This window comes from Mesorhizobium sp. M0052 (assembly GCF_040323255.1).
Lineage (GTDB): Bacteria > Pseudomonadota > Alphaproteobacteria > Rhizobiales > Rhizobiaceae > Mesorhizobium.
The window spans coordinates 32,421-53,760 of sequence record NZ_JAMYUS010000021.1 but is presented as its reverse complement, the minus strand read 5'-3'; the positions used below and the strand labels follow the sequence as shown (position 1 = coordinate 53,760).

The window sequence follows — 21,340 nt, the reverse complement described above, 5'->3', positions numbered from 1 at the left end:
TGAGTATTTCCCCTCGAGGGGAAATTTCGCTCATGCCGCCTGCAGCCTCTCTCGGCCGGGCTGCGGCGGGAAGGCGATGGCGATGCCGGCAGCACCGAGGCCGATCAGCGCCGAGCCGATGAACAGCCAGGAATAGCTGGCATAGGCGTCGAAGATCATGCCGCCGGCGAGCGGGCCGAACGACATGCCGAGGCTGGACAACAGGGTCGCGGCGCCAAGTATCGTGCCGATGATGCGTGGCCCGAAATAGTCGCGCGCCAGAACCGCATAGAGCGGCATGACGCCGCCATATGTGGCGCCGAAGATGATCGCCAGGAGATAGAACTGCTCGAGATTGCCGACGGCGAGATAGGCGGCGATCACCACCGCCTGGATGGCGAGGCCCACGATCAGCACCGGCTTGGCGCCCAGCCTGTCGCCGAGCACGCCGTAGAGCACGCGCCCGCCAAGGCCGGCAAGGCCCTCGACGCTGTAGATCGACACGGCTGCCATCGGCGCCACGCCGCACGACATGGCATAGCCCACCATGTGGAAGATCGGCCCCGAATGCGCCGCGCAACAGGCGAAGAAGGTCATGCCCAGCACCAGGAATTGCGGCGAGCGCAACGCCTGGCCGACTGACATGCCGGGGGCCGCGGCAGGTGCGGGCGCGCTGCCATCCGCTGCCGCGACCGCCGCCGACGGCTGGAGCACCAGGAAGACGGCCGGCAGCAACAGCACCCAAGCCATGATCCCGATGTCGAACATGGCGGTACGCCAGTCATAGGCCGTGATCAGCCAGCGTGCGAAGGGCGAAATGGTCATCGGCGCCACGCCCATGCCGGCCGAGACCAGCGACACGGCCAGGCTGCGATGGGTCTCGAACCAGGCGGTGGTCAGCGCGATCATCGGCGCGAAGAAGGCGCTGGCCGCCAGCCCGACGATGACGCCATAGCTCAGCTGGAAGACCAGCAGCGATTGGGCTCGGCTTGCCACCACCAGCGACAGACCGAGCAGCACCGCGCCGGCAAAAACCACCGGGCGGGCGCCGACACGGTCATAGATGGCGCCCCAGGCGAAACCGCCTGCGCCCATCACCAAGAAATTCAGCGTCATGGCGCTGGAAATGCCGGTTCGCGACCAGTTGGTGTCGAGCGCCATCGGCTCGAGAAAGATCGCCAGCGAAAACATCGCGCCGAGCGCCACACAGGTCATCAGCGCGCCGCACGCGACGATCACCCAACGGTAGGAACTGTTCATGCTCTTCTCCCGAGATCGGTTTCGATGCGGCGCCACTCGCTCCAGCTCCGTTGCGCCGCTTGCGTCCGAAGGACGTTGGCGGGATTTCGAATCCGACAATCCGGTTGCATTTTTTATCCGGTCTGCGTGGAAGTCCATCCGGATATGACAAAAGCAGGGGCGTAAGGCTGCCAAGCGCGCCGACAAGATAGACTGCCGAATTGACGAGCCGCTCCGCGGCACTAGCTTTGTGGTCTCGCGACGGGAGATATCGCTCATGGAACTGCATCGCGGCCGCCTCATCGACCACGTCCAGCTGGTGGTCAGGGACCTCAAGGCGAGCCGGCGCTTCTATGAAGCCGTCTTCAAGGTGCTCGGCATTCCGATCGGCGGCGAGGCCGAGGACTATTTCTGGGCCGACGAGCTGTTCATCTCAAGCCTCGACAGCCGGGCGGCGAGGGGACAGCTGACCGGGCGCCATCATCTGGCCTTCCAGGCCAGGGACAAGGCCATGGTCGATGCGTTCTACAAGGCTGGCCTCGATGCCGGCGGGGCCGACAATGGCGCGCCGGGTGAGCGGCCCTACCACCCCGGCTACTACGCCGCCTTCCTGCTCGACCCCGACGGCAACAACATCGAGGCGGTGTTTCACGGGCCGGCAAAGCGAAGTGCCGCTTCGGTCGAGATCAATTTCTAGCGCAGGTTCACGAGGAGCGGGTTGCGGTGATCCGTCCGGAGTTCTCGCAAAAACAAAGAGTTGAAGCGGTCCACGGATTCAATCTCTGAACTGCTTCACATTGCCGGCGCGTAGCGGTTCACCACCATTCCGCAGGCATAGGCTTTAGAGCCGAGCAGGCGCAATTTCAGGAAGCCGCCACAGTCGAAAATCCGCTCGCCGTCGCCCAGCGCGGCCGGATTGATGAACAGCTGGAACTCATCGACCAGTCCCGCTGCAATCAGCGCCGAGGCAAAGCCGGCGCCGCCGAATACCGCCATGTCGCCTTCACCTTCAGCTTTCAGCGCCTTGACCTCGCGCGGCAGGTCGCCGCTGGCAAGCGTCGTGCGCTCCCACCGCGATGCCGCGAGCTTGTCGCTCAGCACCACCTTGCGCGCCTCGACGATGCGCTGCGCAAAGGCGTAGAAGGGATCGCGCGGATAGTTTTTTGCCGCATTGCCCCAATGGGTTAGATAGCCTTCTTCGGCCATCTTGCGGCTGAGCAGAATGGTATCGATGCCGGCGAACACCGCGTTGAAATCCTGCTTCAAGTCGTCGTCCCACGGGCAGTTGGCGCCCCATTCCCAGAGCTGCCAGTGCTCATCGCCGGCCGCGCCGACAAAACCGTCGACCGACATCTGCATCTGCAGGATCAGTTTTCTCATCGTTGTTCTCCTGATTGAGCTCTGGTGTCACCAGCGCCAGGTCAGGCGGCGTTGGTGATTGCTTTACTTTCGGAACCATTGACACGAGAGAAAAATGATGTCAATAGTAAAGTGATTTAGAAATGGAAGCATTGAGAATGTCGACCAGGGAAAGATCCGGCTGCCCCATCAGCCTGTCGCTCGAATTGCTCGGTGACCGCTGGACGCTGCTGATCATCCGCGACATGATTTTCGCGGGAAAAAGGCACTTCCGGGAGTTTCTGCTATCAGGCGAAGGCATCTCGTCGCGCACGCTGGCCGAGCGGCTGCAGACCTTGCAGGATGAGGGCATTGTCACCAGAAGCGACGACCCCACGCACAAGCTCAAGGCGATCTATAAGCTGACCGAGGCGGGCATCGACCTGTTGCCGGTGCTGGCGACGCTCGGCGCCTGGGGCAGCAAATACCGCAACGCCGATGACAAGCTGGCAAGGATCGCCGATGAACTGGCGACGGGCGGCGAGGCAGGCCTGGAGCAGATAAAGAAGAAGCTGCGCGCCGAGCATATCGGCTAGGGAGCAACGCCAGCCCTCCCGTCGGGCCGATGGCGGGCTACATCGACACGACGTCGCGCAGCCTCACCCTTCCCATCCCGCAAATCGCTGTGGCCGGAGCCATGTCTGCTTCGGATTGCCATCGCCCGAACCACGGCCTCTTCCAGCCAGCGCGCGATGGCGGGGGCGGCATGCATGCCGATCGGCCCATGCCGCCATGCACGTAGAGCTCTTCGACCGCGGTGCGGCCGGCGACAGGCAGCCCGTCCGACAGCATGGGCGATTGCCGGGATAGACATTCGTCACCGGGGGTGAGCCGAGACCGGACAGGATGCGCAGCGTGCGCGCCGCGATGCGAAGGCGTCTCGGCGCTAGCGCGCCGATCCACCTTCTCCAACAAGGGGAGAAGGTGAGGCGCGCCTTGTCCCGCCTGCGCTTCTACGCGTAGCCTAAGGAGCTAGCGGGAGGAGAATCGCTTGGACACCACTGTCGTTATTGTCGGCGCCGGGCCCGCCGGCCTTGCGGTCGGTGCCTGCCTGAAGCGGGCAGGAGTGGATTTCATCCTGCTCGAAAAATCGCAGGAGATCGCGCCCGCCTGGCGGCGGCACTATCGGCGGCTGCATCTGCATACGGTCAAGTCGTTCTCGTCGCTGCCGTTCCTGCCCTTTCCCAAAAATTATCCGCGCTACGTGCCGCGCGAAATGGTGGTCCGCTATCTCGACGACTACGCGGAAAAATTCGATCTGCGCCCGCGCTTCGGCGTGACGGTGAAAGCCATTCGCCTCGGGGACGGCGGTTTTCTGGTCGAGACAGGATCGGACAACATCAAGGCGCGCCATGTCGTCATCGCCAGCGGTAACAATGCCGAGCCGATCGTCCCCCGGCTCCCTGCTATCGAGGCTTTCAAGGGCGAGGTGCTGCACAGCGCCGACTATACGCAAGCGGCGCCCTTTGCCGGCCGCTCGGTGCTGATCGTCGGCATGGGCAACACCGGCGCCGAGATCGCGCTCGACTTGGCGGAAAGTGGCGCGCGTCCGACCATTTCGGTGCGCAAGGGCGTCCACATCGTGCCGCGCCAGCTGTTCGGCGTGCCGATCCAGATGGTCGGCATCGCCAGCCGGCCGATGCCGCAGGCGCTGAACGACTGGATGTTCCCGATCATCCTCGATTTCGCGCTGGGCAAGCTCGAGAAATACGGCATCGTCAGGCCGAAGCAGGGCATCCTGCAGCAGATCGACGAAGTCGGCCGCATCCCGGTCATCGACGTCGGCACGGTCGACGCCATCACCAAAGGCGCCATCAAGATCGCACCCGACATAGCGGGCTTCACCGAGCGCGGCGCTGCGTTCACCGACGGCAGGCAGGAAAATTTCGACGCCGTCATCCTCGCCACCGGCTATCGCCCGGGCTACGAAAAGTTTCTGCCCGTGGAATTGCAGCCGGAGCGCAGTGGCGTCAACGCCCGCGCCTCTCAACTCGGCCTCTACCTCGTCGGCTTCTACAATCCGGTCACCGGTCTGCTACGAGAAATCGGCAGGGAGGCGAAGGCGGTGGCGGCCGACATTGCGCGGCGGCGGTAAAAGGGGAGATCGGCTATCCATCACAGCCGCGCCGCATCGCCCTCATCCAGCAGCCATCGCCGCACGGCTTGCGTCGGTTCTGGGTGCCGTTGCTTGCGCGGCATCACGACATAGAAATCGTGCGTCCCACGCATCTCCGCGTTGATCGGCTGCACCAGCCGGCCGGCGGCAATGTCGGCGGATACGAGAAACCGGCTGGCCAGCGCGATGCCCTGGCCGGCAATGGCGGCGTCGATCGCGAGGCCTGTCTGGTTGAAGCGCATGCGTTTGGCCTCGGCGGCCATCCTCAGGCCGAGCGCCTTTTCCATGAATTCCGGCCATAGATTGTGCGCGTCGTGCAGCAGGACGTGGTGCTGGATGTCGGTCGGCGCGATCTCGTTCGCGCCGGTCGGCAGCAGGGCAGGGCTGCAGATGGCGACGATCTGCTGTGGAAACAAAAGATCCACCATCAGGCCGGCGCCGAAGGGCAGGCGGCCTTGCCTGACCGCAATGTCGACGCCGTCGGCCTGAAAACTCGACAGGCTTTCGCTGGCCAGGATTCGCAAATCGACCAGCGGGTTGTGGGCGACGAACTCCGGCAGTTTGGGGATCAGCCATTTGGTGGCAAAGCTCGGCGTGACGCTGATCGTCAGCCGCGCCGGTTCGGGCCGCAGCAGCAAGGTGGCCTCCGAGATCAGCTCGAAGGCGCGGCGGATGTTGGGCATATAGGCGCGGCCCTCATCGGTCAGCGCCAGGCCGCGCGGCAGCCGGTCGAAGAGTTTTGTGCCGAGATCGGCCTCCAGCCCGCGTATATGCTGCGCCACCGCCCCTTGCGTCACGTTCAGCTCTTCGGCGGCGATGCGGAAGTTGAGATGACGCGCGGCGGCTTCGAAGGCACGCAGCGCATTCAATGGTGGCAGGCTCAGGAAGGCTTCAGGCATGCAGGAGTTTTTCTACAGCTTGATTTCAGGCTTTCTGGTTCGAACCAGATGGCAACACCGTTTATAGCATTGCTCGAAGGTCGGAAACATGGGCTTCAGAGTCCCGCCAACCCGTGCGAAGGAAAATCAAGATGAATGTAGAAAAAGTGGCAGTGGTCGTCGCCGGTGGCAGCGGCATGGGTGCGGCGGCGGCCAAGCGGCTGGCGGCGGACGGGTTCAAGGTCGCGATCCTGTCGTCCTCAGGTAAGGGCGAGGCCTTGGCGAAAGAGCTTGGTGGCCTCGGCGTCACCGGCTCCAACCAGTCGAATGACGATCTGCAGCGGCTCGCCGACCTCACGCTCGAGCGCTACGGCCGCATCGACGTGCTGGTCAACAGCGGCGGCCACGGGCCACGCGCGCCGATCCTCGAAATCACCGACGAGCAGTGGCACACCGGTCTCGACGTCTATCTGATGAACGTCATCCGGCCGGTGCGCATCGTGGCGCCGCAGATGGTCAAGCAGAGGGCCGGCGCCATCATCAACATCTCGACCGCCTGGGTGGTCGAGCCGAGCCCGATGTTCCCGACATCCGCCGTGTTCCGCGCCGGTCTTGCCGCCTACACCAAGATCTTCGCCAACACCTACGCCGCCGACAATGTGCGCATGAACAATGTGCTGCCCGGCTGGATCGACAGCCTGCCGGCCACCGAGGAGCGCCGCGACAGCGTGCCGATGCAGCGCTACGGCACCTCGGAGGAAATTGCCGCGACCATCGCCTTCCTCGCTTCCGAAGGTGCGGGCTACATCACCGGCCAGAACATCCGCGTCGACGGCGGCATCATCGGCGCGATCTGACCGCGCGGTCGCCTCGCGTGAGCCGGCGCGTCACTCCTTCACCGCGCCGGTCATCGACGAGACATAGTGCTCGACGAAGAACGAATAGAGCACCACCACCGGCAGCGAGCCGATCAGCGCTCCCGCCATCAGCGCCCCCCATTCGTAGACGTCGGAGCGCACCAACTCGGTCAGCACACCCACCGGCACGGTCTTGTTTTCCGAGGACTGGATGAATGTCAGCGCGTAGATGAACTCGTTCCATGACAGGGTGAAGGCGAATATGCCGGCGGAGATCAGGCCGGGCACCGACAGCGGCAGCACGATCTTGGTGAGGATCTGCCACCGGCTCGCTCCGTCTATCAGCGCGCATTCTTCCAGTTCGAACGGGATGGAGCGGAAGTAACCCATCAACAGCCACGTGCAGAACGGCACCAGGAAGGTCGGATAGGTAAGGATGAGCGCGAAGGGCGTGTCGTAGAGCCTGAGGTTGAACACCATCACCGACAGCGGAATGAACAGGATCGAGGGCGGCACCAGATAGGCGAGGAAGATGCCGAGGCCGACCTGCCGCGCCCCGGAAAAGCGCAACCGCTCGATCGCATAGGCGGCGAACACCGACGCCAGCAGCGACAGGAACGTAGCGGCGGTCGAGATGATGATCGTGTTGAGCAGCCAGCCCGGATAGGAGGTCTCGAACAGGAGATAGCGGATGTGCTCCAATGTCGGATGCACCACCCAGAACGGATTGAACTGCGCATAGTCGGTCATTTCGAGATTGGGTTTAACCGCCGTGATCGTCATCCAGTAAAACGGAAACAAAAGCACGAAGACGAACACCAGCAGCGGCAGATAGACCGTCACCACGCGGCGCGGCAGGCTCTGCAGGTAGCCCATGCCGCCTTCGTCGATATCCCCACGTTTCGCCTTCCTTGTCGCGGCCGTCTTGACCATGTCAGTCTCCGCCGCCTTGTTGCCATTTGCGGCGTTGCAGGCCGAAATAGCTGAACAGGATCGCCGCCAGCAGGAACGGGATCATGGCCACCGCGATGGCCGCGCCTTCGCCAAGCTGGCCGCCGGAAATGCCGCGCTGGAAAGACAATGTCGCCATCAGATGCGTGGCATTCACCGGTCCGCCGCGGGTCAGCACGTAGATCAGCTGGAAATCGGTGAAGGTGAAAAGCACCGAGAAGGTCATGGTGATGGCGATGATCGGCGTCAGCAGCGGCAGCGTCACATAGCGAAACAACTGCCAGCGACTGGCGCCGTCGAGCGTGGCCGCCTCGTAGAGCGACTGCGGAATGGTCTGCAGGCCGGCGAGCAGCGTGATGGCGACGAAAGGAATGCCGCGCCAGACGTTGGCGGCGATAACCGAAGCGCGCGCATTCTCCGGATCGCCGAGGAAGTTGATGCGGTGGTCGATCAGGCCCATTTGCTGCAGCGCCCAGGACAGGATGGAGAACTGCGAATCGTAGATCCACCAGAAGGCGATGGCTGACAGTACAGTGGGCACCACCCAGGGCAGCAGGACTATCGCGCGGAAGAACGATTTGAACGGCAGGTTTTCATTGAGGATGAGCGCCAGCCACAGGCCGAGCACGAACTTCAGAATCGAGGCGCTGACCGTGTAGAGCAGCGTGTTGAAGACGGAGAGCCAGAAGACGTTGTCATTCCAAAGGTACTGATAATTCTCGACGCCGATGAAGATGCCGGGGCGGCCGATCCGGGCATCGGTGAAGCCGAGCCAGACGCCCAGCCCGAGCGGATAGGTCAGGAAGACCAGCAGCAGCGCCGCCGCCGGCAGCATGAAGCCGAAGCCCAGCGCGTTGCGGCTTTCGGAGATCCGCGAAAGCATCGACGGACGCGGCTGGGCGGCAACGGACGGCACGGCCATGGAGGGCTCCTCATCGGGGAATCAGGTCACGGCGTCAACGGCCGCCATGGGATTGTGCGACGGGCCGGGCAGCGCACTAGACGCTGCCCGGCGGTGCCGTGATCAAACGCGGTAGTAGCGGTTGGCGCGCTTCTCCGCCTCCTCCATCGCCTCCTGCGGCGTCGCCTGGCCGGTCACCGCCTTGGCAAACATGTCGACCAGGACATAGTCGGCCATGGTCGCCGCCGAGGCATAGCCGAGCGGCCCGGCATAGCCGTTGGGGCGCAGCGTCGCCGAGGCCTTGGCATAGGCGGCATTGTTCGGGTCGGCCGTCCACACTGGATTGTTGTCGAAGGCCTTCAGCGTCTGGCAGCAATAGCCCGCCGAGGAGGTGATCCAGTCGGTCATCTGCGGATCCTCGAACATGAACTGCAGATAGGCCTTGGCCGCATTGGGGTAGGGCGTGTAGTTGAAGATGACGGCGGTGGTCACCTGGAACAGTTCGACCGATTTCCCGACGGGACCGATCGGCAGGTTGGTGGTGCGGATGTCCTTGGCGATCTCAGCCAGCTTCGGATCGTTGTCCTTGTTGATCTTGGCCGTATTGTAGGCGGAAATGCCGTTGGCGATGACGCCGAGTTCGCCGGCCAGGAAGGCGCGGTTGTTATTGACGTCCAGCCAGCTTTCGGTCCCGGGAATGAAGGTCTTGTAGAGTTCCTGCGCGTATCCGATCGCCTTTAGCGTCTCGGGGCTGTTGATCGCCACCTTGCCGCTCTCGTCGACCATCTGGCCGCCATGGCTCCACAGCAGCCAGTGCGCGTAATTGTTGCCGTCGCCGACGCCGTGGCCGTGCGTGAAGCCGGCCGGATGTCCCTTCGCCTGCAACGCCTTGCAAAGCTCGAGGAAGCCTGCCGTATCCTTCGGAAATTCGGAGAAGCCGGCCTCCTTCACCCAGCTTTCGCGATAGACGATGGCATTGCCGATCGTGGCCAGCGGCAGGCCGACGAACTTGCCGTCCCGCGTCGCATATTGCTTTGGTCCGTCGTGCCAGCCGCCATATTTCGAGCCCAGATACTCGCCGAGCTCGGTCACGTCGTGCAGCTTGTCGGGATATTGATGCGGGTCGTCGAACCAGACGAACATGAGGTCCGGGCCGGAACCGACATTGGCGGCGACCGCTGCCTTGGGGCGAATGTCCTCCCAGCTTTCCTTGTCGACACGAACCTCGACACCTGTCGCCTCGGTGAAGCGCTTGGTGTTGGCCAGCCATTGATCCTCATCGCCCTTGACGAAGGGCGACCAGCGCAGCAGCCGCAGCTTTGCGCCTTCCTCGGGCTTGTATTTCAAGCCCTCCTGGGCAAAAGCCGGCGAGCCGACGAACCGGCTTCCCAGAGCTCCCGCTGCGGCACCTGCGGTCGTGCGGATTACATCGCGTCTCGTGAATTTCATGGTCGTCTCCTCCGGTTTATCTTCCTTGCTATGCGGTCCTTACCATCCGTTACGCGTTTCAAATCGTGTTCCGGTCTTGCCGTCAAAGAGATGAATCAGGCCAGGCGCGGCAGAGAGCCGTATGGATTCGCCCGGTGTTAAGGCATGGCGTTCGCGGAAATTGGCGACGATCTCGTCGCCGCCGGCGGTGCGGCCGCTGATCTGCACTTCCGACCCGGTCGGCTCGACCACCGCGACGGTGACTGGAATGCCTTGGTCTGACGATAGCCGCAAATGCTCGGGCCGTATTCCCAGCACCACCGGATGACCGTTGCCAACGGCCGGCGCGCCGGCCAGCGGCACGGAAATTCCCCCGGCGCCGCGAAAGGACGGAGACCCGTCGGTGACGATCTCGCCCTTGATCAGGTTCATGGCGGGCGAGCCGATGAAACTGGCGACGAAGAGATTGTTTGGCCTGTCGTAGAGCTCCAGCGGCGGTCCGATCTGTTCGACGATGCCGTCATGCATGACGACGATCTTGTCGGCCATGGTCATGGCCTCGATCTGGTCGTGGGTGACATAGACTGTGGTCGTCTTGAGCCGCTGGTGCAGTTCCTTGATCTCGGCGCGCATCTGCACCCTGAGCTTGGCGTCGAGATTGGAGAGCGGTTCGTCGAACAGGAAAACCTGTGGATCGCGCACGATCGCCCGGCCCATGGCGACGCGCTGGCGCTGGCCGCCGGAAAGCTGGCGCGGATATCGCGTCAGCAATGGCACCAGCCCGAGGATTTCGGCGGCGCGCTGAATGCTGGTAGCGCAATCGGCCTTCGAAACACCTTTGAGCATGAGCGAGAACGCCATGTTCTCGGCGACCGTCATGTGCGGGTAGAGCGCGTAGTTCTGGAACACCATGGCAACGTCGCGCTCTTTCGGCGCAACGTTGTTGACGACCCGATCCCCGATCGCGATCTCGCCCCGAGAAATCTTTTCCAGGCCGGCGATCATCCTGAGAAGGGTCGATTTTCCGCAACCCGACGGGCCGACCAGCGTGACGAATTCGCCGTCGTCGATATCCACACTGACGCCATGCAGGACCTCGACGGTCCCGAACGATTTGTAAACATCGCCGATCGCGACAGACGCCATCGATCTCCTCCCGAATGCTTCTTGCGACGCCCCGAAGGAAACCGCTCCTCTCCCGCCTCGCGACCGTCTCCCATTCCCCCAACAGGTCGCGTGACGATCAGACGGTAGCGCTACCAAGCCTGCCTGTAAAGCGGCCATGCGGCCGGTGCTCTTGTCATTCGGAACACCGGGGCAATGACCGGTTCGCCGGCAAACTACCCCCCATTCACAAAAGCCAGCACCAGCTTCTGCAGGTTTCCGCCGGGGCCGAATTCGACCCGGTCGAAGTCGCGGCTCGCCTGCCGCTGAGCCAGCGAGATCTGGGCGAGTTGCCTCGTCAGCTCGGTTCTGATCTTGCTGCAGGCGGGGTCATCAGTAACGGTCAGGCCGACGCTCACCGCCTCGATCTTGCGCACCATCTCGGCGATGGCTGCGCCATGCACTCTCTCGTGGGCGGCGAGCCCGGCGATGAACACCGTCCAGTTCTTCTGGACGGAAGCCGGCAACGGTTCGGCCGGCTTCGGCAAGGTGTAGGTGATGATCAGTTTCGGGCGCGCCGATTTGAGCACGCAAGCGTCGCCTTGCGGCCTGTAGTCCCTGGTCCAGGTCAGCTTGAAATTGGTGTGCGCAATGACCCGACCCTTGCCGAGCAAGGGGCCGGCTTCGCCGATCGCGGCATAGAGTTCCGGGCCGGTCCGCCCTGCGATGGCGTAGGTCTCGACCTTTTCGACCGGCTTCCAGTCGGCGCGTGCCGGCGACGCCAGCAGGGAGGCCGCGAACAGGAGAAAGAACATGGCTGGTTTCATGGAAACGTCAGAGACACTGGGCTGAGGCAAAGATCAACCCGGCGCAATGCACTCAGGTCCCACGGCAGGCCGCGTCATAGTCGGCCAGCACCTGATCGACAGCTTCGAGAAGGATAGCCTCGGGATTGCCCGCCGGCCCGAGTTCGGCCGGCAGCGCCGGCAGGAATTGCCGCATCAGCGTTTCGGGAATGGCAACGTCGTCCAGCGCCTTGCGCAGGCGCTCGACGGCCGCGACAGCGGTGGGGTTGCTCCAATAATAGCGGATGCGGTCGCTGTAGCTGTAATGCCGCTGCACATATAGCTCTGCTTCATTGCCATGATAGTGGCTGTGCCAATGGCCGGGGGCTGCCAGCATCGCGCTTTCCATGGTCCGGGCGAGCGACCGGTCGCCATAGTCCCTGGCCATTTCGGAGGCGATCAGGTCGAGCCCGTAAAGCGCCTCGCGCAAGACGAAGGTCAGGCCGGGGCCGACCTTGAGGATAGGAAAGCCGTTTGCGACCAGCGCGGTCAAAGCCGCACGGGTCTGGTAGTCGGTCGAATGCGCCTCGTAGACGAGCGACGGCTGCTCATCGAGCAAGCCGGTCAGGCCCTTGGATTTTTCGGGCGCGTAGGCGACGACATTCTGGCTGCCGAATTCCACGCCCGGCTGCACCACCACGGCCATGACGCGGCCGAACGCCTCGGTCAGGCCTTCGCGGGCAAAGATCTCCCGGTGAACCTCGATCGTGCGCCGCGCCGCCGCCGCCTCGGTCGGCTTCAACTCGCTGATCGCATGGTCGACGCCGCCGGGGGCGGGAACTTCGGTGCCGATGATGTAGACCGGCAAGGTGCTGCCTGCGGCGTGCGCGCCCGTTTCGGCCGCCTTTGCCAGCCGCGCCGCCCGGGTGGCGATGGTCTCGTCGTCAAGCGCCGCCGGCTCGCCGGCGCAGCCCATCGATGCGTCGAGATGGATCTTGGTGAAGCCGGCCGCGATATAGGCGCCGACCATGGCCTCGGCCTTGTCCATCGCCTGCGCCGCCGGCTCTGCGCGCCACGGGTTCGGTCCCAGATGGTCGCCGCCGAAGATGATACGTGAGGCTTCCAGCCCCTCGCGGCAGGCTATCTCCAGCACGAAGGCGACGAACAGCGCCGGGGTCATTCCGGTATAGCCGCCGAACTGGTTGACCTGATTGCAGGTTGCCTCAATCAGCAGGTTTTTCTCCCTGTCGGCAACGGCGCGCCTGATCGCCGTCTGGATCACCAGCGGATGCGCGGAGCAGATCGAGGTGATGCCGTAGGGCGAGCCGTTTTTGCGCGCGCTGGCGAGGCCTGCAAGCGGGTTGGCGCTCATGTCCGTCTCGCTGTTCCCTTGATGAATTGATCGAGTCCGTCGAAGCTGGTGACGCCCTCCATCGGGCCGCGCCGGGTGACGTTGCGGGCGCCGGCGGCATTGGCATAAAGCAGCGCCTTGCCGGGCTCCATCCCCTGGCGGCGGCAGGTCAGGTAGGTGGCGCCGAAACAATCGCCGGCGCCCGTGGGGTCGACTTCCTCGACCTGAAAACCGGCGCAGTCGATCCTGGCGCCGTCGGCGCCGAACCAGGAAGAGCCGTCAGCACCGCGCTTCAGCACGATCTCGCCGACGCCCCTGGCAAACAGCGCCGCCACCGCCCGGTGCTCGTCATCGACGCCCGCCGTAGCGAGCAATTCGTCGCCGGACGGCAGCAGCAGGTCGGCATCGTCGATGAGTGCGGAAAACAGTGCGCCGTCGGAGCCGTCGATCAGCTCCTTGCGCACATTCGGGTCGAATGAGGTCGAGCCGCCGCGGGCACGAACCGCCTGCACTGCGTAGCTGACGATCTCCTTCAGCCCTGCCACCGACAGCGTCGATCCCATGATATGCAGATGGCCGGCCCTGTCCGCCAGCAGGCGCGCAGCAGTGGTCAGGTGGATCTGCCCGGCGGCGGATTCGGCGATGTTGTAGACGAAGTCCCTGATACCATCGGGCCGGTAGCGCACGAAGGCGCATCCCGTCGGGAAGCGGTCGCTGATATCGACGGCTGAGACGTCGACGCCGTCGCGCTCCAGCCTGTCCAGGTTGAGCGTGCCGAAATCGTCGCGGCCGACGCAGCCGATAATGCCGGCGCCGCCTCCCAGCCGGGCGACCTGATCGATGAAGATCGCCGGCGCACCGCTGGGGAATGGCCCGACAAGCGATTGCGGCTCGAGGAAGCCGAAACCCCGTTCCGTCGCCATGATCTCGACCAGGATTTCGCCGGCGACAATCGTTGGCCCCACGGCCTCGGCGGCGATCTCGCTTCGGCGCGAAAGGCTCATGCTTGCGATTCCTCTCACACGCAAACTGATTGCTTGCCCGCGCAGTTATCCGACGCAAGTGTTTATCGGGTAAATCGCACATACAGCGAAGTCAATAAAACTCTACATGCGTATAGTTTATCTGTTTCCGCGCGTACACATTGCAGGATTCGGGTGGCTGGTATCGTGGCACCGTGCAAATCAGGCGTCGACCGCAGCGAAAGGACAGCCATGCTCACGCTTCATGATTATTTGCCGTCGCAAAACGGTTGGAAGGCGAGGGTCGTGCTCGGCCTGCTCAACATTCCCTATGAAAGCCGCCTGGTGTCGATTTTCGAGGGCGAGAGCCACACCGACGCCTTCCTGAAGCTCAACCCGGCCGGCGCCGTTCCTGTGCTCGAACTCGAGGATGGCCGTGCGATCGCCGAATCGAATGCGATCCTCATTTATCTCGCCGAAGGCACGCCCTTGCTGCCGGCGGATCGCTATGTCAGCGCGAAAGTTATGCAATGGCTGTTCTTCGAACAGTACCATGTCGAGCCGGTCATCGGCTCCCTGCGCTTCTGGACGCTGGCCGGAAGGCTGGAGCGCAACCAGGCGACGCTTCCGGCCAAGCGCGAAGCCGGCGCCCGCACGCTGGCAGCGCTGGAGCGCAGCCTGAACGACACGCCGTTCCTTGTCGGCGACATGCTCACCATCGCCGACATTGCTGTCTATGCCTACGGCCACCGTGCCGAAGATTGCGGCTTTGCGCTGGCGGCTTATCCGGCGGTTCGTGCCTGGACGGGCCGGGTACGCGACGCCATCGGTCCCGGCTATCCCGTGCATCTCTACAGCATCGATCGGCATTCGGCTGCTTGAAGGCAAAAGGCGCGTTCACCTTGCTTAGTCGAAAAGAAGACCCAGATTCTGCTTTGTCGGCGGCTTTCGCTCGCAATCCGTTGACTGGATGGCCGGATCCCGGCGTCAACTCGACGACCTGCCGGCACTTAGCATGGAGGTGACCATGACACGCGACGACATCATTTCGGTGTTGGGGCCGGTAGACGAGGCGGTCATAGCCGACATCGCGCTGACCGGCGCCACCCTTCAAGAACTGCGCGAGGCGTTCGCCTGGCTCGGTGCCGACGAGGCGCTGGTCAACGAGGGCCGCCCCTTGCCGGGAACGAAGGTGGCGCGGCTGATCGAAATTCTCGATATGCCGGACGACGAGGACGGCCGGCAAGCGGCGGCGCAGTAGGCTGTAGGCGTAGGGTATCGGTCTGCGCCACCTTATTCCCTATTCCCTACGGCCTATTCCCTCCCCTTACGCCCTCGACAGCAGCCGGCGCATGATCAGCGAGGCGTGGCCGCCAACGCCGTGCGCGGCCGGGCGGCGCTCGACCACTTCGAAACCGTGCTTGCGATAGAAGGCGATCGCCCGGTCGTTGCCCTCGATCACTTCCAGCGCAATGCTGGGGATGCCGGCATGCGCGACAAGCACCGCGTGCAGCAGGTCGGTGGCGAGCCCGCTGCCGAACTCTGTCTTGTCGATGTGCAGCCGGTCGAGCAGGACATCGCCACGATCGTCCATCGCCGCCATCGCGTAGCCGGCGATCGAACCGTCCGGCCGTTCGGCCACGAACGACATCTTGTTGTCGTCCCCAAGTTCCTCTGCCAGCCGCTCGGGCGCATGCTTGTCGTCCGAGAGCCGCGCGGTATTTTCAGGTCCCAGGATCGACGAATAGGTGCGCCGCCAAGACTCTCCCAGCAGCCGCGATACCGACGCTACATCGTTCTCTGCCATCGCCCTGATCTGAACCATGGCCGATCCCTTACCGCCTTACCCGCGACTTCAGCCAACGATCGAAGGCCACGGCCAGGATCAGGATCAGGCCGATGACGATGCTTTGTGTGTAGGACGAGACATTGTTGAACTGCAGCCCGTTTTGCAGCACGCCGATCAGCGCTGCGCCCACCACCGTGCCGCCGACCGAGCCGATGCCGCCGAATAGCGAGGTACCGCCGATGACCACGGCGGAAATCACCGTAAGTTCGTAGCCGATGCCGGCTACGGCTTCGGAGGAGTTGAGCCGTGCTGACAAAACGAAGGCCGCCAGCCCGGCGAAGAAGCCGACGATGACATAGACCGAGATCAGAATGCGGTCGACGCGCAGGCCCGACAGGCGTGCGGCCTCGGCATTGCCGCCGACGGCATAGACGGCACGGCCATAGCGCGTATAGCGCAGCACGATGTGGCACAGGATGGCGGCCGCCGCGAAGATGATCGCGGGCACCGGCACCGGTCCGATGAGCCCGGTGCCGAACCAGCGCATCGAGGCGTCGAAACCGGAGATCGGTCCGCCATTGGAGATGGTCAGCGTCAGGCCGCGAAACACGGTGAGCCCACCCAGCGTGACGACGAAGGGCGGCACTTTCAGCCGGGTGATGGCAAAGCCCTGGACGCCGCCGGCCAGCGCCCCGACGATGACGGCGGCAAGCAAGGCGGCGAACCAGCCATATCCTTGCGTGCCCGTGGTCGACAGCGACAGCGTGTTGGCGGTGCCGCCCTTGGCCACCACCGCCGCCACCATGCCGCAGAAGGCGAGCAGCGAGCCGACCGACAGGTCGATGCCGGCAGTGAGGATGACGAAAGTCATGCCAAGCGCGATCAGCCCGGTGATCGAGATCTGCCTCAAAATGTTGAACAGGTTGATTGGATCGATGAAGCTCGGCTTCAGCACGGTGAAGATGACGATCAACACCGCCAGGAACATCAGCGGCCCAAAACTCATCAGAAGCCGCGCGATGTTGATGCCGCTGCGCTGGGTCTGTTCGGTGGTGCTGGTCATTGCATTGCGTCCTGCTTGCGGTCGAGCGCCATCAGTTCCATCAGTTTTTCCTCGGTCGCTTCGATGCCCGGCATTTCGCCGGTGATACGGCCGCGCCGCATGGTGACGATGCGATCCGACACCGCCAGCACTTCCGGCAGTTCCGACGAGATCATCATGATGGCGATGCCGCGCGCAGCCAACTGGACCAGGATTTGGTGCACTTCGGCCTTGGCGCCGACATCGACGCCGCGCGTCGGCTCGTCGACGATCAGTACTTTCGGGTCGCGCGCCAGCCAGCGGGCCAGGATGACTTTTTGCTGGTTGCCGCCGGACAGGCCCTCGATCGCCTGGTCGGGCGAGGCCATGCGGATCGACAGTGCCTTGCGATAGCCGGCCAGCGCCTCGCGCTCGCGCCGTTCGGCCATGAAGCCGGCCCCATTGCTGTAGCGGCCGAGCGAGGCGATCGAGAAATTGTTGAGAATGCCCAGTGCTGCAAAGATCGCCTGGTGCTTGCGGTCTTCCGGCACCAGCCCGATGCCGAGTTTGATGGCGTCTGCGGGGGAGGCCGGGGCGATCGGCTTACCGTCGAGCGCAATCGTGCCGGCGGCGATGCGGTCGGCGCCGAAAATGGCGCGGGCAAGCTCGGTGCGGCCGGAACCGACGAGGCCGGCAACGCCGAGGATTTCGCCGGCCTTCAGATCGAGGTTGACGCCTTCGAGTACGATGGCATGCGGCGCCAACGGGTCGCGTACCGTCCGCAGCCCGCGCACCGAGAGCCTGACCTCGCCGGCGACATCGCGCTGCGTCGGCCGCGCGTAGAGCTCGGAGGCGGCGCGGCCGACCATCTTCTCGATGATCTTCGGGATCTGGATCGGCTGGCCGTCACGGTCGAGATGACCGGCCAGCCTGCCGTCCCGCAGCACGGTCATGCGGTCGCAAATGGCGGACGCTTCCTCCAGCCGGTGGGTGACGAACATGATGGCGACACCGTCCTTGCGCAGCCTGTCCATGATCGACATCAGTTTCTGCACCTCGGTCTCGGTCAGCGCCGAGGTCGGCTCGTCCATGATGATCAGGCGGCTTTCCAGCGACAGAGCGCGGGCGATTTCGACCAGCTGCTGTTCGGCTACCGACAGCGAGGACACCGGCGTCGCCGGATCGATGTCGAGACCGACGCGGGCGATGATCGCGCGCGAGGCGTCCTCCATCCTGCGCCAGCTGACCAGCCCGAGCGGCCCGAGCGGCGCGCGGCCGATGAAAATGTTTTCCGCAACCGTCAGCGTCGGGATCAGGCTCAGTTCCTGATAGATGGTGACGATCCCATGCCGCTTCGCATCCTGCGGACTGGACGGCGCGTAGTCGGCGCCGTCGAAGACGATGCGGCCGCTTGACGGCGGCATCACGCCGGACAGGATTTTCAGCAGCGTCGACTTGCCGGCGCCGTTCTCGCCGAGCAGGCCGAGGATCTCGCCGGACCGCACCTCGAGCGAGACATCGCTGAGTGCGGTGACGCCGGAGAAATGCTTGGTCACGCCTTCGACGGAAAGGAGCGGGGGCGATGATGCGGTGGGTTCAACGGCGGACAAGCATTGCTCCCGGATTGCGATAGGCAGCGGGACAGCGCCCCCCTCTGTCCTGCCGGACATCTCCCCCACACGGGGGGAGATCAGCAGTTTTGCCGGCAGCACTATTTCTATAACGTTGGCGATTGGCGAAAGCAGACGTGACGGCCAATCTCCCCCCAAGTGAGGGCGATGTCCGGCAGGACAGAGGGGGGCGCGACAGAGCGCGACCTCCACCCGTCATGGGCCCTACTTTCACTTGGTCTCGTTCAACCTCTCCGCCTTGTCGAGATTGTCCTTGCCGATGACGATCGGCGTCAACAGCACCAGCTTCTCCTTCGGCTCGGTCTTGTCCCTGGCGAAGGCGACCGCGATCTGCACCGCCTTGCGCGACTGTTCGCCGGGGAACTGCTCGACCGTGCCGGCGAGCTTGCCGTCGCGCACGGCGACCAGCGCTTCCGGCAGCGCGTCGAAGCCGTAGATCTTGACGTCGGTGAAGTTGCGCGCGGCACAGGCTTCGAGCGCGCCGAGCGCCATGTCGTCATTGGCGCAGATGATGGCGTCCGGCTTGCCGTTGGCGGCAAGCCCGGCCTCGGTCACCGACAGCGCTTCGGCGCGGGCGAAATTAGCGGTCTGCTCGAAGATGATCTGGTACTTGTCCTTGAGCGGATCGAGCACATTGTGGACGCCTTTGTTGCGGTCGATCGCGGGCCCGGCACCCGGCTGGCCCTGCAAATGGAACAGCTTGGCGCCGTTCGGGAACGCCGCCACCATGGCCTGCGCCTCGGCTTCGCCACCCTTGACGTTGTCGGCGCCGACATGGGCCAGAATGCCCTCGACGCCGTCGACGCGGCGGTCGATCGTCACCACCGGAACGCCGGCCTTGACCGCTTCCTCGATCGCCGGCGCCAGCGCGTTGACGTCAAGCGGCGAAATCACGATGGCGTTGACCTTCTGCACAAGTGCGGCCTCGATGTCGGCGGTCTGCTTCGGCGCCGAGTTCTGGCCGTCGCTCTCGGTCAGATTGACGCCTTGCGCCTGCGCCTCCGCCTTGATCTCGTTCAGCATGTGCACAAAGAACGGAAAGCCGAGATTGGGCACCGAGCCCAATATGGTCAATTTGTCGGCGGCAAAGGCCATGGGCGCGGCCAGTGCCATGGCACCGGTCGCCACGGTCGACAACAGGAATTCGCGTCTGTTCATCAGATATCCTCCACATGAACGCAGGAGCCCGAAACCGGGAGCGGCTCGGGACGGTCCTTGCGTCAATTCAAAAATGGAGTGTCCTGTGAACGCCCCGAGGGGACGCGAGGCGCTCCAGCCGGTCCGCCGCAACGTTCTCCTCCGCACGGCGCCGACCCGAGGATGCTAGCCAAGGAAAATCGATTACGCAAGGTGAGGCGAGGGGCTGAAACTGCTAATCTCCCCCCTTGTGGGGGAGATGTCCGGCAGGACAGAGGGGGGCGCTGTCCCGCCGACATTGGCCAATTTCACTTACATCTTTGAGCTAACCTCTACGCAGAATACTTGATGCGGGCGATCCTTCGCGCCCCCCTCTGCCTTGCCAGGCATCTCCCCCACGAGGGGGGAGATTGGCAGCTTAGACGCCTCTACCTGTCGATGGTCGTCATCACCCGCTCATTGTAGCGCGGCCCTGAGACCTTGCCCGGCGCGAGTGCCGCGTCGAGCGCAGCCATCTCGGCGGCTTCGAGCGTGATCGCTGCGGCAGCGACATTTTCCTCCAGATACTTGCGCCGCTTTGTCCCCGGGATCGGCACGATGTCGATGCCGAAGCCGTCGCCCTTGCCGAGCACCCAGGCCAGCGCGATCTGTGCGGGCTTTACCCCTTTGGCCGCGGCCACCTCTTGCACCGCAGCCGCTGCCGCGACATTGGCGTCGTAGTTGGCGCCCTGGTAGCGGGGGTCGCCGCGCCGAAAATCGCCTTCCGGATAATCCTCGGCGCGCTTGACATCGCCGGCGAGGAAACCGCGGCCGAGCGGCGCGAACGGCACCAGGCCGATGCCGAGCTTTTTGAGCAGCGGGATGATTTCCGGCTCCAGATTGCGCTCCCACAGCGAATACTCGCTCTGCAGCGCCGAGACCGGATGCACGGCATGTGCGCGGCCGATGTTGGCCGCACCAGCCTCCGACAGGCCGAAGAAGCGCACCTTGCCCTCGGCGACGAGCCGGCCGATCGTGCCGGCGACGTCTTCCATCGGCACGGCCGGATCGACGCGATGCTGGTAGTAAAGGTCGATATGGTCGGTGCCGAGCCGCTTCAGCGAGCCCTCCAGCGCCTCGCGGATATGGTCGGGCCGGCTGTCACGCTCCGTGCCGACCTGTCTGCCGTTTTCGATGCGGAAGCCGAATTTGGTGGCAAGGGTCACCTCATCGCGCCGGCCCTTCAGCGCCCGCCCGAGCAGTTCTTCATTGGCATAAGCGCCGTAGACTTCCGCCGTGTCGAGGAAGGTACAGCCGAGTTCGATGGCTCGGTGCAGGGTGGCGATCGATTCCGCCTCGTCGGCAGGGCCGTAGGACTGGCTCATGCCCATGCAGCCGAGGCCGATCACCGAGACCTGCAGCCCCTGGCTGCCGAGTTTGCGGGTGCTGAGGGTCATTGCCGTTCTCCTTGGGGCTGAGGAAAACTATAGCGGCCGCTCCTCCAGTTTCCATAGCTGTTCGGCGGAAGAACAGCGCTTCCCTTGACAAAACCCAGCCGCAAGCGCCTTTGCCGGCGGCCATTGGGGGCCATGGGATACCAATGAAGAAGATCTACGAGAAGCCGACGCTGAACCGGCGTCAGCAGCTCTCGCGCGTCACCGCGCTCATAATTCCTTCGGACCACTAACCGAATATTGTCGTCGCCATTGCAAAGTCCGCTGCCGAGGCGCAGCGGTTTTTTGCTGCCGTTGGATCGTAGCGCTGCCAGAAGCAGGCGGTCAAAATTGACAGAGCGGCCGATCTCCAGCATCCTTATGCCGCCGCCATGTCTTGC

At 64.0% G+C, this 21,340-nt stretch carries 22 protein-coding genes; 6 read left to right on the top strand and 16 right to left on the bottom strand.

Features of this window, described 5'->3' with window-relative positions; all coding sequences use genetic code 11:
- Positions 1-30 precede the first annotated feature (30 nt).
- Positions 31-1,239 carry an MFS transporter gene (locus tag NKJ77_RS24935; RefSeq protein WP_352535886.1) on the bottom strand — a complete coding sequence of 403 codons (1,209 nt, stop codon included), beginning with the start codon at positions 1,237-1,239 and terminating at the stop codon, positions 31-33.
- A 247-nt stretch (positions 1,240-1,486) separates the two neighbouring features.
- Between NKJ77_RS24935 and NKJ77_RS24930 the strand changes: the two genes are divergently transcribed.
- Entirely contained in the window at positions 1,487-1,915 is a 429-nt protein-coding gene (locus NKJ77_RS24930) for a VOC family protein (protein WP_155922514.1), read from the top strand.
- Between the two features lie 95 nt (positions 1,916-2,010).
- Here the strand turns inward: NKJ77_RS24930 and NKJ77_RS24925 are convergent, their stop codons facing one another.
- Positions 2,011-2,598 carry a dihydrofolate reductase family protein gene (locus NKJ77_RS24925; RefSeq protein WP_023673464.1) on the bottom strand — a complete coding sequence of 196 codons (588 nt, stop codon included), beginning with the start codon at positions 2,596-2,598 and terminating at the stop codon, positions 2,011-2,013.
- 137 nt (positions 2,599-2,735) lie between these two features.
- Here NKJ77_RS24925 and NKJ77_RS24920 point away from each other — a divergent pair, with 137 nt between their 5' ends.
- Together NKJ77_RS24920 and NKJ77_RS24915 are read left to right on the top strand one after the other, a co-directional pair.
- Positions 2,736-3,152: a winged helix-turn-helix transcriptional regulator gene (locus tag NKJ77_RS24920; protein ID WP_023673465.1), complete on the top strand. Its 417-nt coding sequence runs from the start codon at positions 2,736-2,738 to the stop codon at positions 3,150-3,152.
- Between the two features lie 455 nt (positions 3,153-3,607).
- Entirely contained in the window at positions 3,608-4,711 is a 1,104-nt protein-coding gene (locus NKJ77_RS24915) for a flavin-containing monooxygenase (protein ID WP_023708708.1), read from the top strand.
- Positions 4,712-4,731: 20 nt separating this feature from the next.
- On the opposite strand, the gene gcvA is transcribed toward NKJ77_RS24915, so the two are convergent.
- Entirely contained in the window at positions 4,732-5,631 is a 900-nt protein-coding gene (gene gcvA / locus NKJ77_RS24910) for a transcriptional regulator GcvA (protein ID WP_023733984.1), read from the bottom strand.
- A 131-nt stretch (positions 5,632-5,762) separates the two neighbouring features.
- On the opposite strand from gcvA, the gene NKJ77_RS24905 reads away from it, so the two are divergent.
- Positions 5,763-6,467 carry an SDR family oxidoreductase gene (locus tag NKJ77_RS24905; protein ID WP_023705118.1) on the top strand — a complete coding sequence of 235 codons (705 nt, stop codon included), beginning with the start codon at positions 5,763-5,765 and terminating at the stop codon, positions 6,465-6,467.
- A 30-nt stretch (positions 6,468-6,497) separates the two neighbouring features.
- Here the strand turns inward: NKJ77_RS24905 and NKJ77_RS24900 are convergent, their stop codons facing one another.
- The 7 genes from NKJ77_RS24900 to NKJ77_RS24870 all read right to left on the bottom strand — a co-directional run bounded on the left by NKJ77_RS24900 (position 6,498) and on the right by NKJ77_RS24870 (position 13,991).
- Entirely contained in the window at positions 6,498-7,400 is a 903-nt protein-coding gene (locus NKJ77_RS24900) for a carbohydrate ABC transporter permease (RefSeq protein WP_023831057.1), read from the bottom strand.
- A gap of 1 nt (position 7,401) precedes the next feature.
- Positions 7,402-8,301, bottom strand: coding sequence for a carbohydrate ABC transporter permease (locus NKJ77_RS24895; RefSeq protein WP_373432851.1), 900 nt, complete (start codon positions 8,299-8,301; stop codon positions 7,402-7,404).
- A 141-nt stretch (positions 8,302-8,442) separates the two neighbouring features.
- On the bottom strand, positions 8,443-9,768 hold the full coding sequence (locus NKJ77_RS24890; RefSeq protein WP_023693796.1) for an ABC transporter substrate-binding protein: 1,326 nt from the start codon (positions 9,766-9,768) through the stop codon (positions 8,443-8,445).
- A gap of 39 nt (positions 9,769-9,807) precedes the next feature.
- Complete coding sequence (locus NKJ77_RS24885; protein ID WP_023831055.1) at positions 9,808-10,893, bottom strand: ABC transporter ATP-binding protein; 1,086 nt, start codon at positions 10,891-10,893, stop codon at positions 9,808-9,810.
- A 194-nt stretch (positions 10,894-11,087) separates the two neighbouring features.
- Entirely contained in the window at positions 11,088-11,678 is a 591-nt protein-coding gene (locus tag NKJ77_RS24880) for a DUF922 domain-containing Zn-dependent protease (protein WP_023673473.1), read from the bottom strand.
- A gap of 52 nt (positions 11,679-11,730) precedes the next feature.
- On the bottom strand, positions 11,731-13,008 hold the full coding sequence (locus NKJ77_RS24875; protein WP_023831054.1) for a D-tagatose-bisphosphate aldolase, class II, non-catalytic subunit: 1,278 nt from the start codon (positions 13,006-13,008) through the stop codon (positions 11,731-11,733).
- Positions 13,005-13,991, bottom strand: a complete 987-nt coding sequence (locus NKJ77_RS24870) for a tagatose kinase (RefSeq protein WP_023699147.1) — start codon at positions 13,989-13,991, stop codon at positions 13,005-13,007. Before NKJ77_RS24870 ends, NKJ77_RS24875 begins: the two co-directional genes overlap by 4 nt.
- 210 nt (positions 13,992-14,201) lie before the next feature.
- Between NKJ77_RS24870 and NKJ77_RS24865 the strand changes: the two genes are divergently transcribed.
- The gene (locus tag NKJ77_RS24865; RefSeq protein ID WP_023703088.1) at positions 14,202-14,831 is read left to right on the top strand and encodes a glutathione S-transferase family protein; all 630 of its coding nucleotides are present in this window, start codon (positions 14,202-14,204) and stop codon (positions 14,829-14,831) included.
- Between the two features lie 145 nt (positions 14,832-14,976).
- Complete coding sequence (locus NKJ77_RS24860) at positions 14,977-15,210, top strand: hypothetical protein (protein WP_031193476.1); 234 nt, start codon at positions 14,977-14,979, stop codon at positions 15,208-15,210.
- Between the two features lie 66 nt (positions 15,211-15,276).
- Here NKJ77_RS24860 and NKJ77_RS24855 read toward each other — a convergent pair whose 3' ends face one another.
- From NKJ77_RS24855 to NKJ77_RS24830, 6 genes are all read right to left on the bottom strand, one after another.
- Entirely contained in the window at positions 15,277-15,774 is a 498-nt protein-coding gene (locus tag NKJ77_RS24855) for a GNAT family N-acetyltransferase (RefSeq protein WP_023831053.1), read from the bottom strand.
- A gap of 10 nt (positions 15,775-15,784) precedes the next feature.
- The gene (locus NKJ77_RS24850) at positions 15,785-16,801 is read right to left on the bottom strand and encodes an ABC transporter permease (RefSeq protein WP_023685887.1); all 1,017 of its coding nucleotides are present in this window, start codon (positions 16,799-16,801) and stop codon (positions 15,785-15,787) included.
- On the bottom strand, positions 16,798-18,429 hold the full coding sequence (locus NKJ77_RS24845) for a sugar ABC transporter ATP-binding protein (RefSeq protein WP_502902095.1): 1,632 nt from the start codon (positions 18,427-18,429) through the stop codon (positions 16,798-16,800). The genes NKJ77_RS24850 and NKJ77_RS24845 overlap by 4 nt, the downstream gene beginning before the upstream one ends.
- Before the next feature lie 171 nt (positions 18,430-18,600).
- Positions 18,601-19,548, bottom strand: a complete 948-nt coding sequence (locus NKJ77_RS24840; protein WP_023673481.1) for a substrate-binding domain-containing protein — start codon at positions 19,546-19,548, stop codon at positions 18,601-18,603.
- A 407-nt stretch (positions 19,549-19,955) separates the two neighbouring features.
- Positions 19,956-20,963 carry an aldo/keto reductase gene (locus NKJ77_RS24835; protein WP_023743907.1) on the bottom strand — a complete coding sequence of 336 codons (1,008 nt, stop codon included), beginning with the start codon at positions 20,961-20,963 and terminating at the stop codon, positions 19,956-19,958.
- Positions 20,960-21,316 (bottom strand): hypothetical protein, encoded by a 357-nt coding sequence (locus NKJ77_RS24830; RefSeq protein ID WP_155923947.1) that lies wholly within the window; start codon positions 21,314-21,316, stop codon positions 20,960-20,962. The genes NKJ77_RS24835 and NKJ77_RS24830 overlap by 4 nt, the downstream gene beginning before the upstream one ends.
- Between the last annotated feature and the right edge of the window lie 24 nt (positions 21,317-21,340).

Bases quoted from the DNA above. Each gene is read 5' to 3' on its own strand.
- NKJ77_RS24935 (WP_352535886.1), bottom strand. From the start codon at position 1,239: ATGAACAGTTCCTACCGTTGGGTGATCGTCGCGTGCGGCGCGCTGATG.
- NKJ77_RS24925 (WP_023673464.1), bottom strand. From the start codon at position 2,598: ATGAGAAAACTGATCCTGCAGATGCAGATGTCGGTCGACGGTTTTGTC.
- NKJ77_RS24920 (WP_023673465.1), top strand. From the start codon at position 2,736: ATGTCGACCAGGGAAAGATCCGGCTGCCCCATCAGCCTGTCGCTCGAA.
- gcvA (WP_023733984.1), bottom strand. From the start codon at position 5,631: ATGCCTGAAGCCTTCCTGAGCCTGCCACCATTGAATGCGCTGCGTGCC.
- NKJ77_RS24905 (WP_023705118.1), top strand. From the start codon at position 5,763: ATGAATGTAGAAAAAGTGGCAGTGGTCGTCGCCGGTGGCAGCGGCATG.
- NKJ77_RS24900 (WP_023831057.1), bottom strand. From the start codon at position 7,400: ATGGTCAAGACGGCCGCGACAAGGAAGGCGAAACGTGGGGATATCGAC.
- NKJ77_RS24895 (WP_373432851.1), bottom strand. From the start codon at position 8,301: ATGCTTTCGCGGATCTCCGAAAGCCGCAACGCGCTGGGCTTCGGCTTC.
- NKJ77_RS24890 (WP_023693796.1), bottom strand. From the start codon at position 9,768: ATGAAATTCACGAGACGCGATGTAATCCGCACGACCGCAGGTGCCGCA.
- NKJ77_RS24885 (WP_023831055.1), bottom strand. From the start codon at position 10,893: ATGGCGTCTGTCGCGATCGGCGATGTTTACAAATCGTTCGGGACCGTC.
- NKJ77_RS24880 (WP_023673473.1), bottom strand. From the start codon at position 11,678: ATGAAACCAGCCATGTTCTTTCTCCTGTTCGCGGCCTCCCTGCTGGCG.
- NKJ77_RS24875 (WP_023831054.1), bottom strand. From the start codon at position 13,008: ATGAGCGCCAACCCGCTTGCAGGCCTCGCCAGCGCGCGCAAAAACGGC.
- NKJ77_RS24870 (WP_023699147.1), bottom strand. From the start codon at position 13,991: ATGAGCCTTTCGCGCCGAAGCGAGATCGCCGCCGAGGCCGTGGGGCCA.
- NKJ77_RS24865 (WP_023703088.1), top strand. From the start codon at position 14,202: ATGCTCACGCTTCATGATTATTTGCCGTCGCAAAACGGTTGGAAGGCG.
- NKJ77_RS24860 (WP_031193476.1), top strand. From the start codon at position 14,977: ATGACACGCGACGACATCATTTCGGTGTTGGGGCCGGTAGACGAGGCG.
- NKJ77_RS24855 (WP_023831053.1), bottom strand. From the start codon at position 15,774: ATGGTTCAGATCAGGGCGATGGCAGAGAACGATGTAGCGTCGGTATCG.
- NKJ77_RS24850 (WP_023685887.1), bottom strand. From the start codon at position 16,801: ATGACCAGCACCACCGAACAGACCCAGCGCAGCGGCATCAACATCGCG.
- NKJ77_RS24845 (WP_502902095.1), bottom strand. From the start codon at position 18,429: ATGTCCGGCAGGACAGAGGGGGGCGCTGTCCCGCTGCCTATCGCAATC.
- NKJ77_RS24840 (WP_023673481.1), bottom strand. From the start codon at position 19,548: ATGAACAGACGCGAATTCCTGTTGTCGACCGTGGCGACCGGTGCCATG.
- NKJ77_RS24835 (WP_023743907.1), bottom strand. From the start codon at position 20,963: ATGACCCTCAGCACCCGCAAACTCGGCAGCCAGGGGCTGCAGGTCTCG.
- NKJ77_RS24830 (WP_155923947.1), bottom strand. From the start codon at position 21,316: ATGCTGGAGATCGGCCGCTCTGTCAATTTTGACCGCCTGCTTCTGGCA.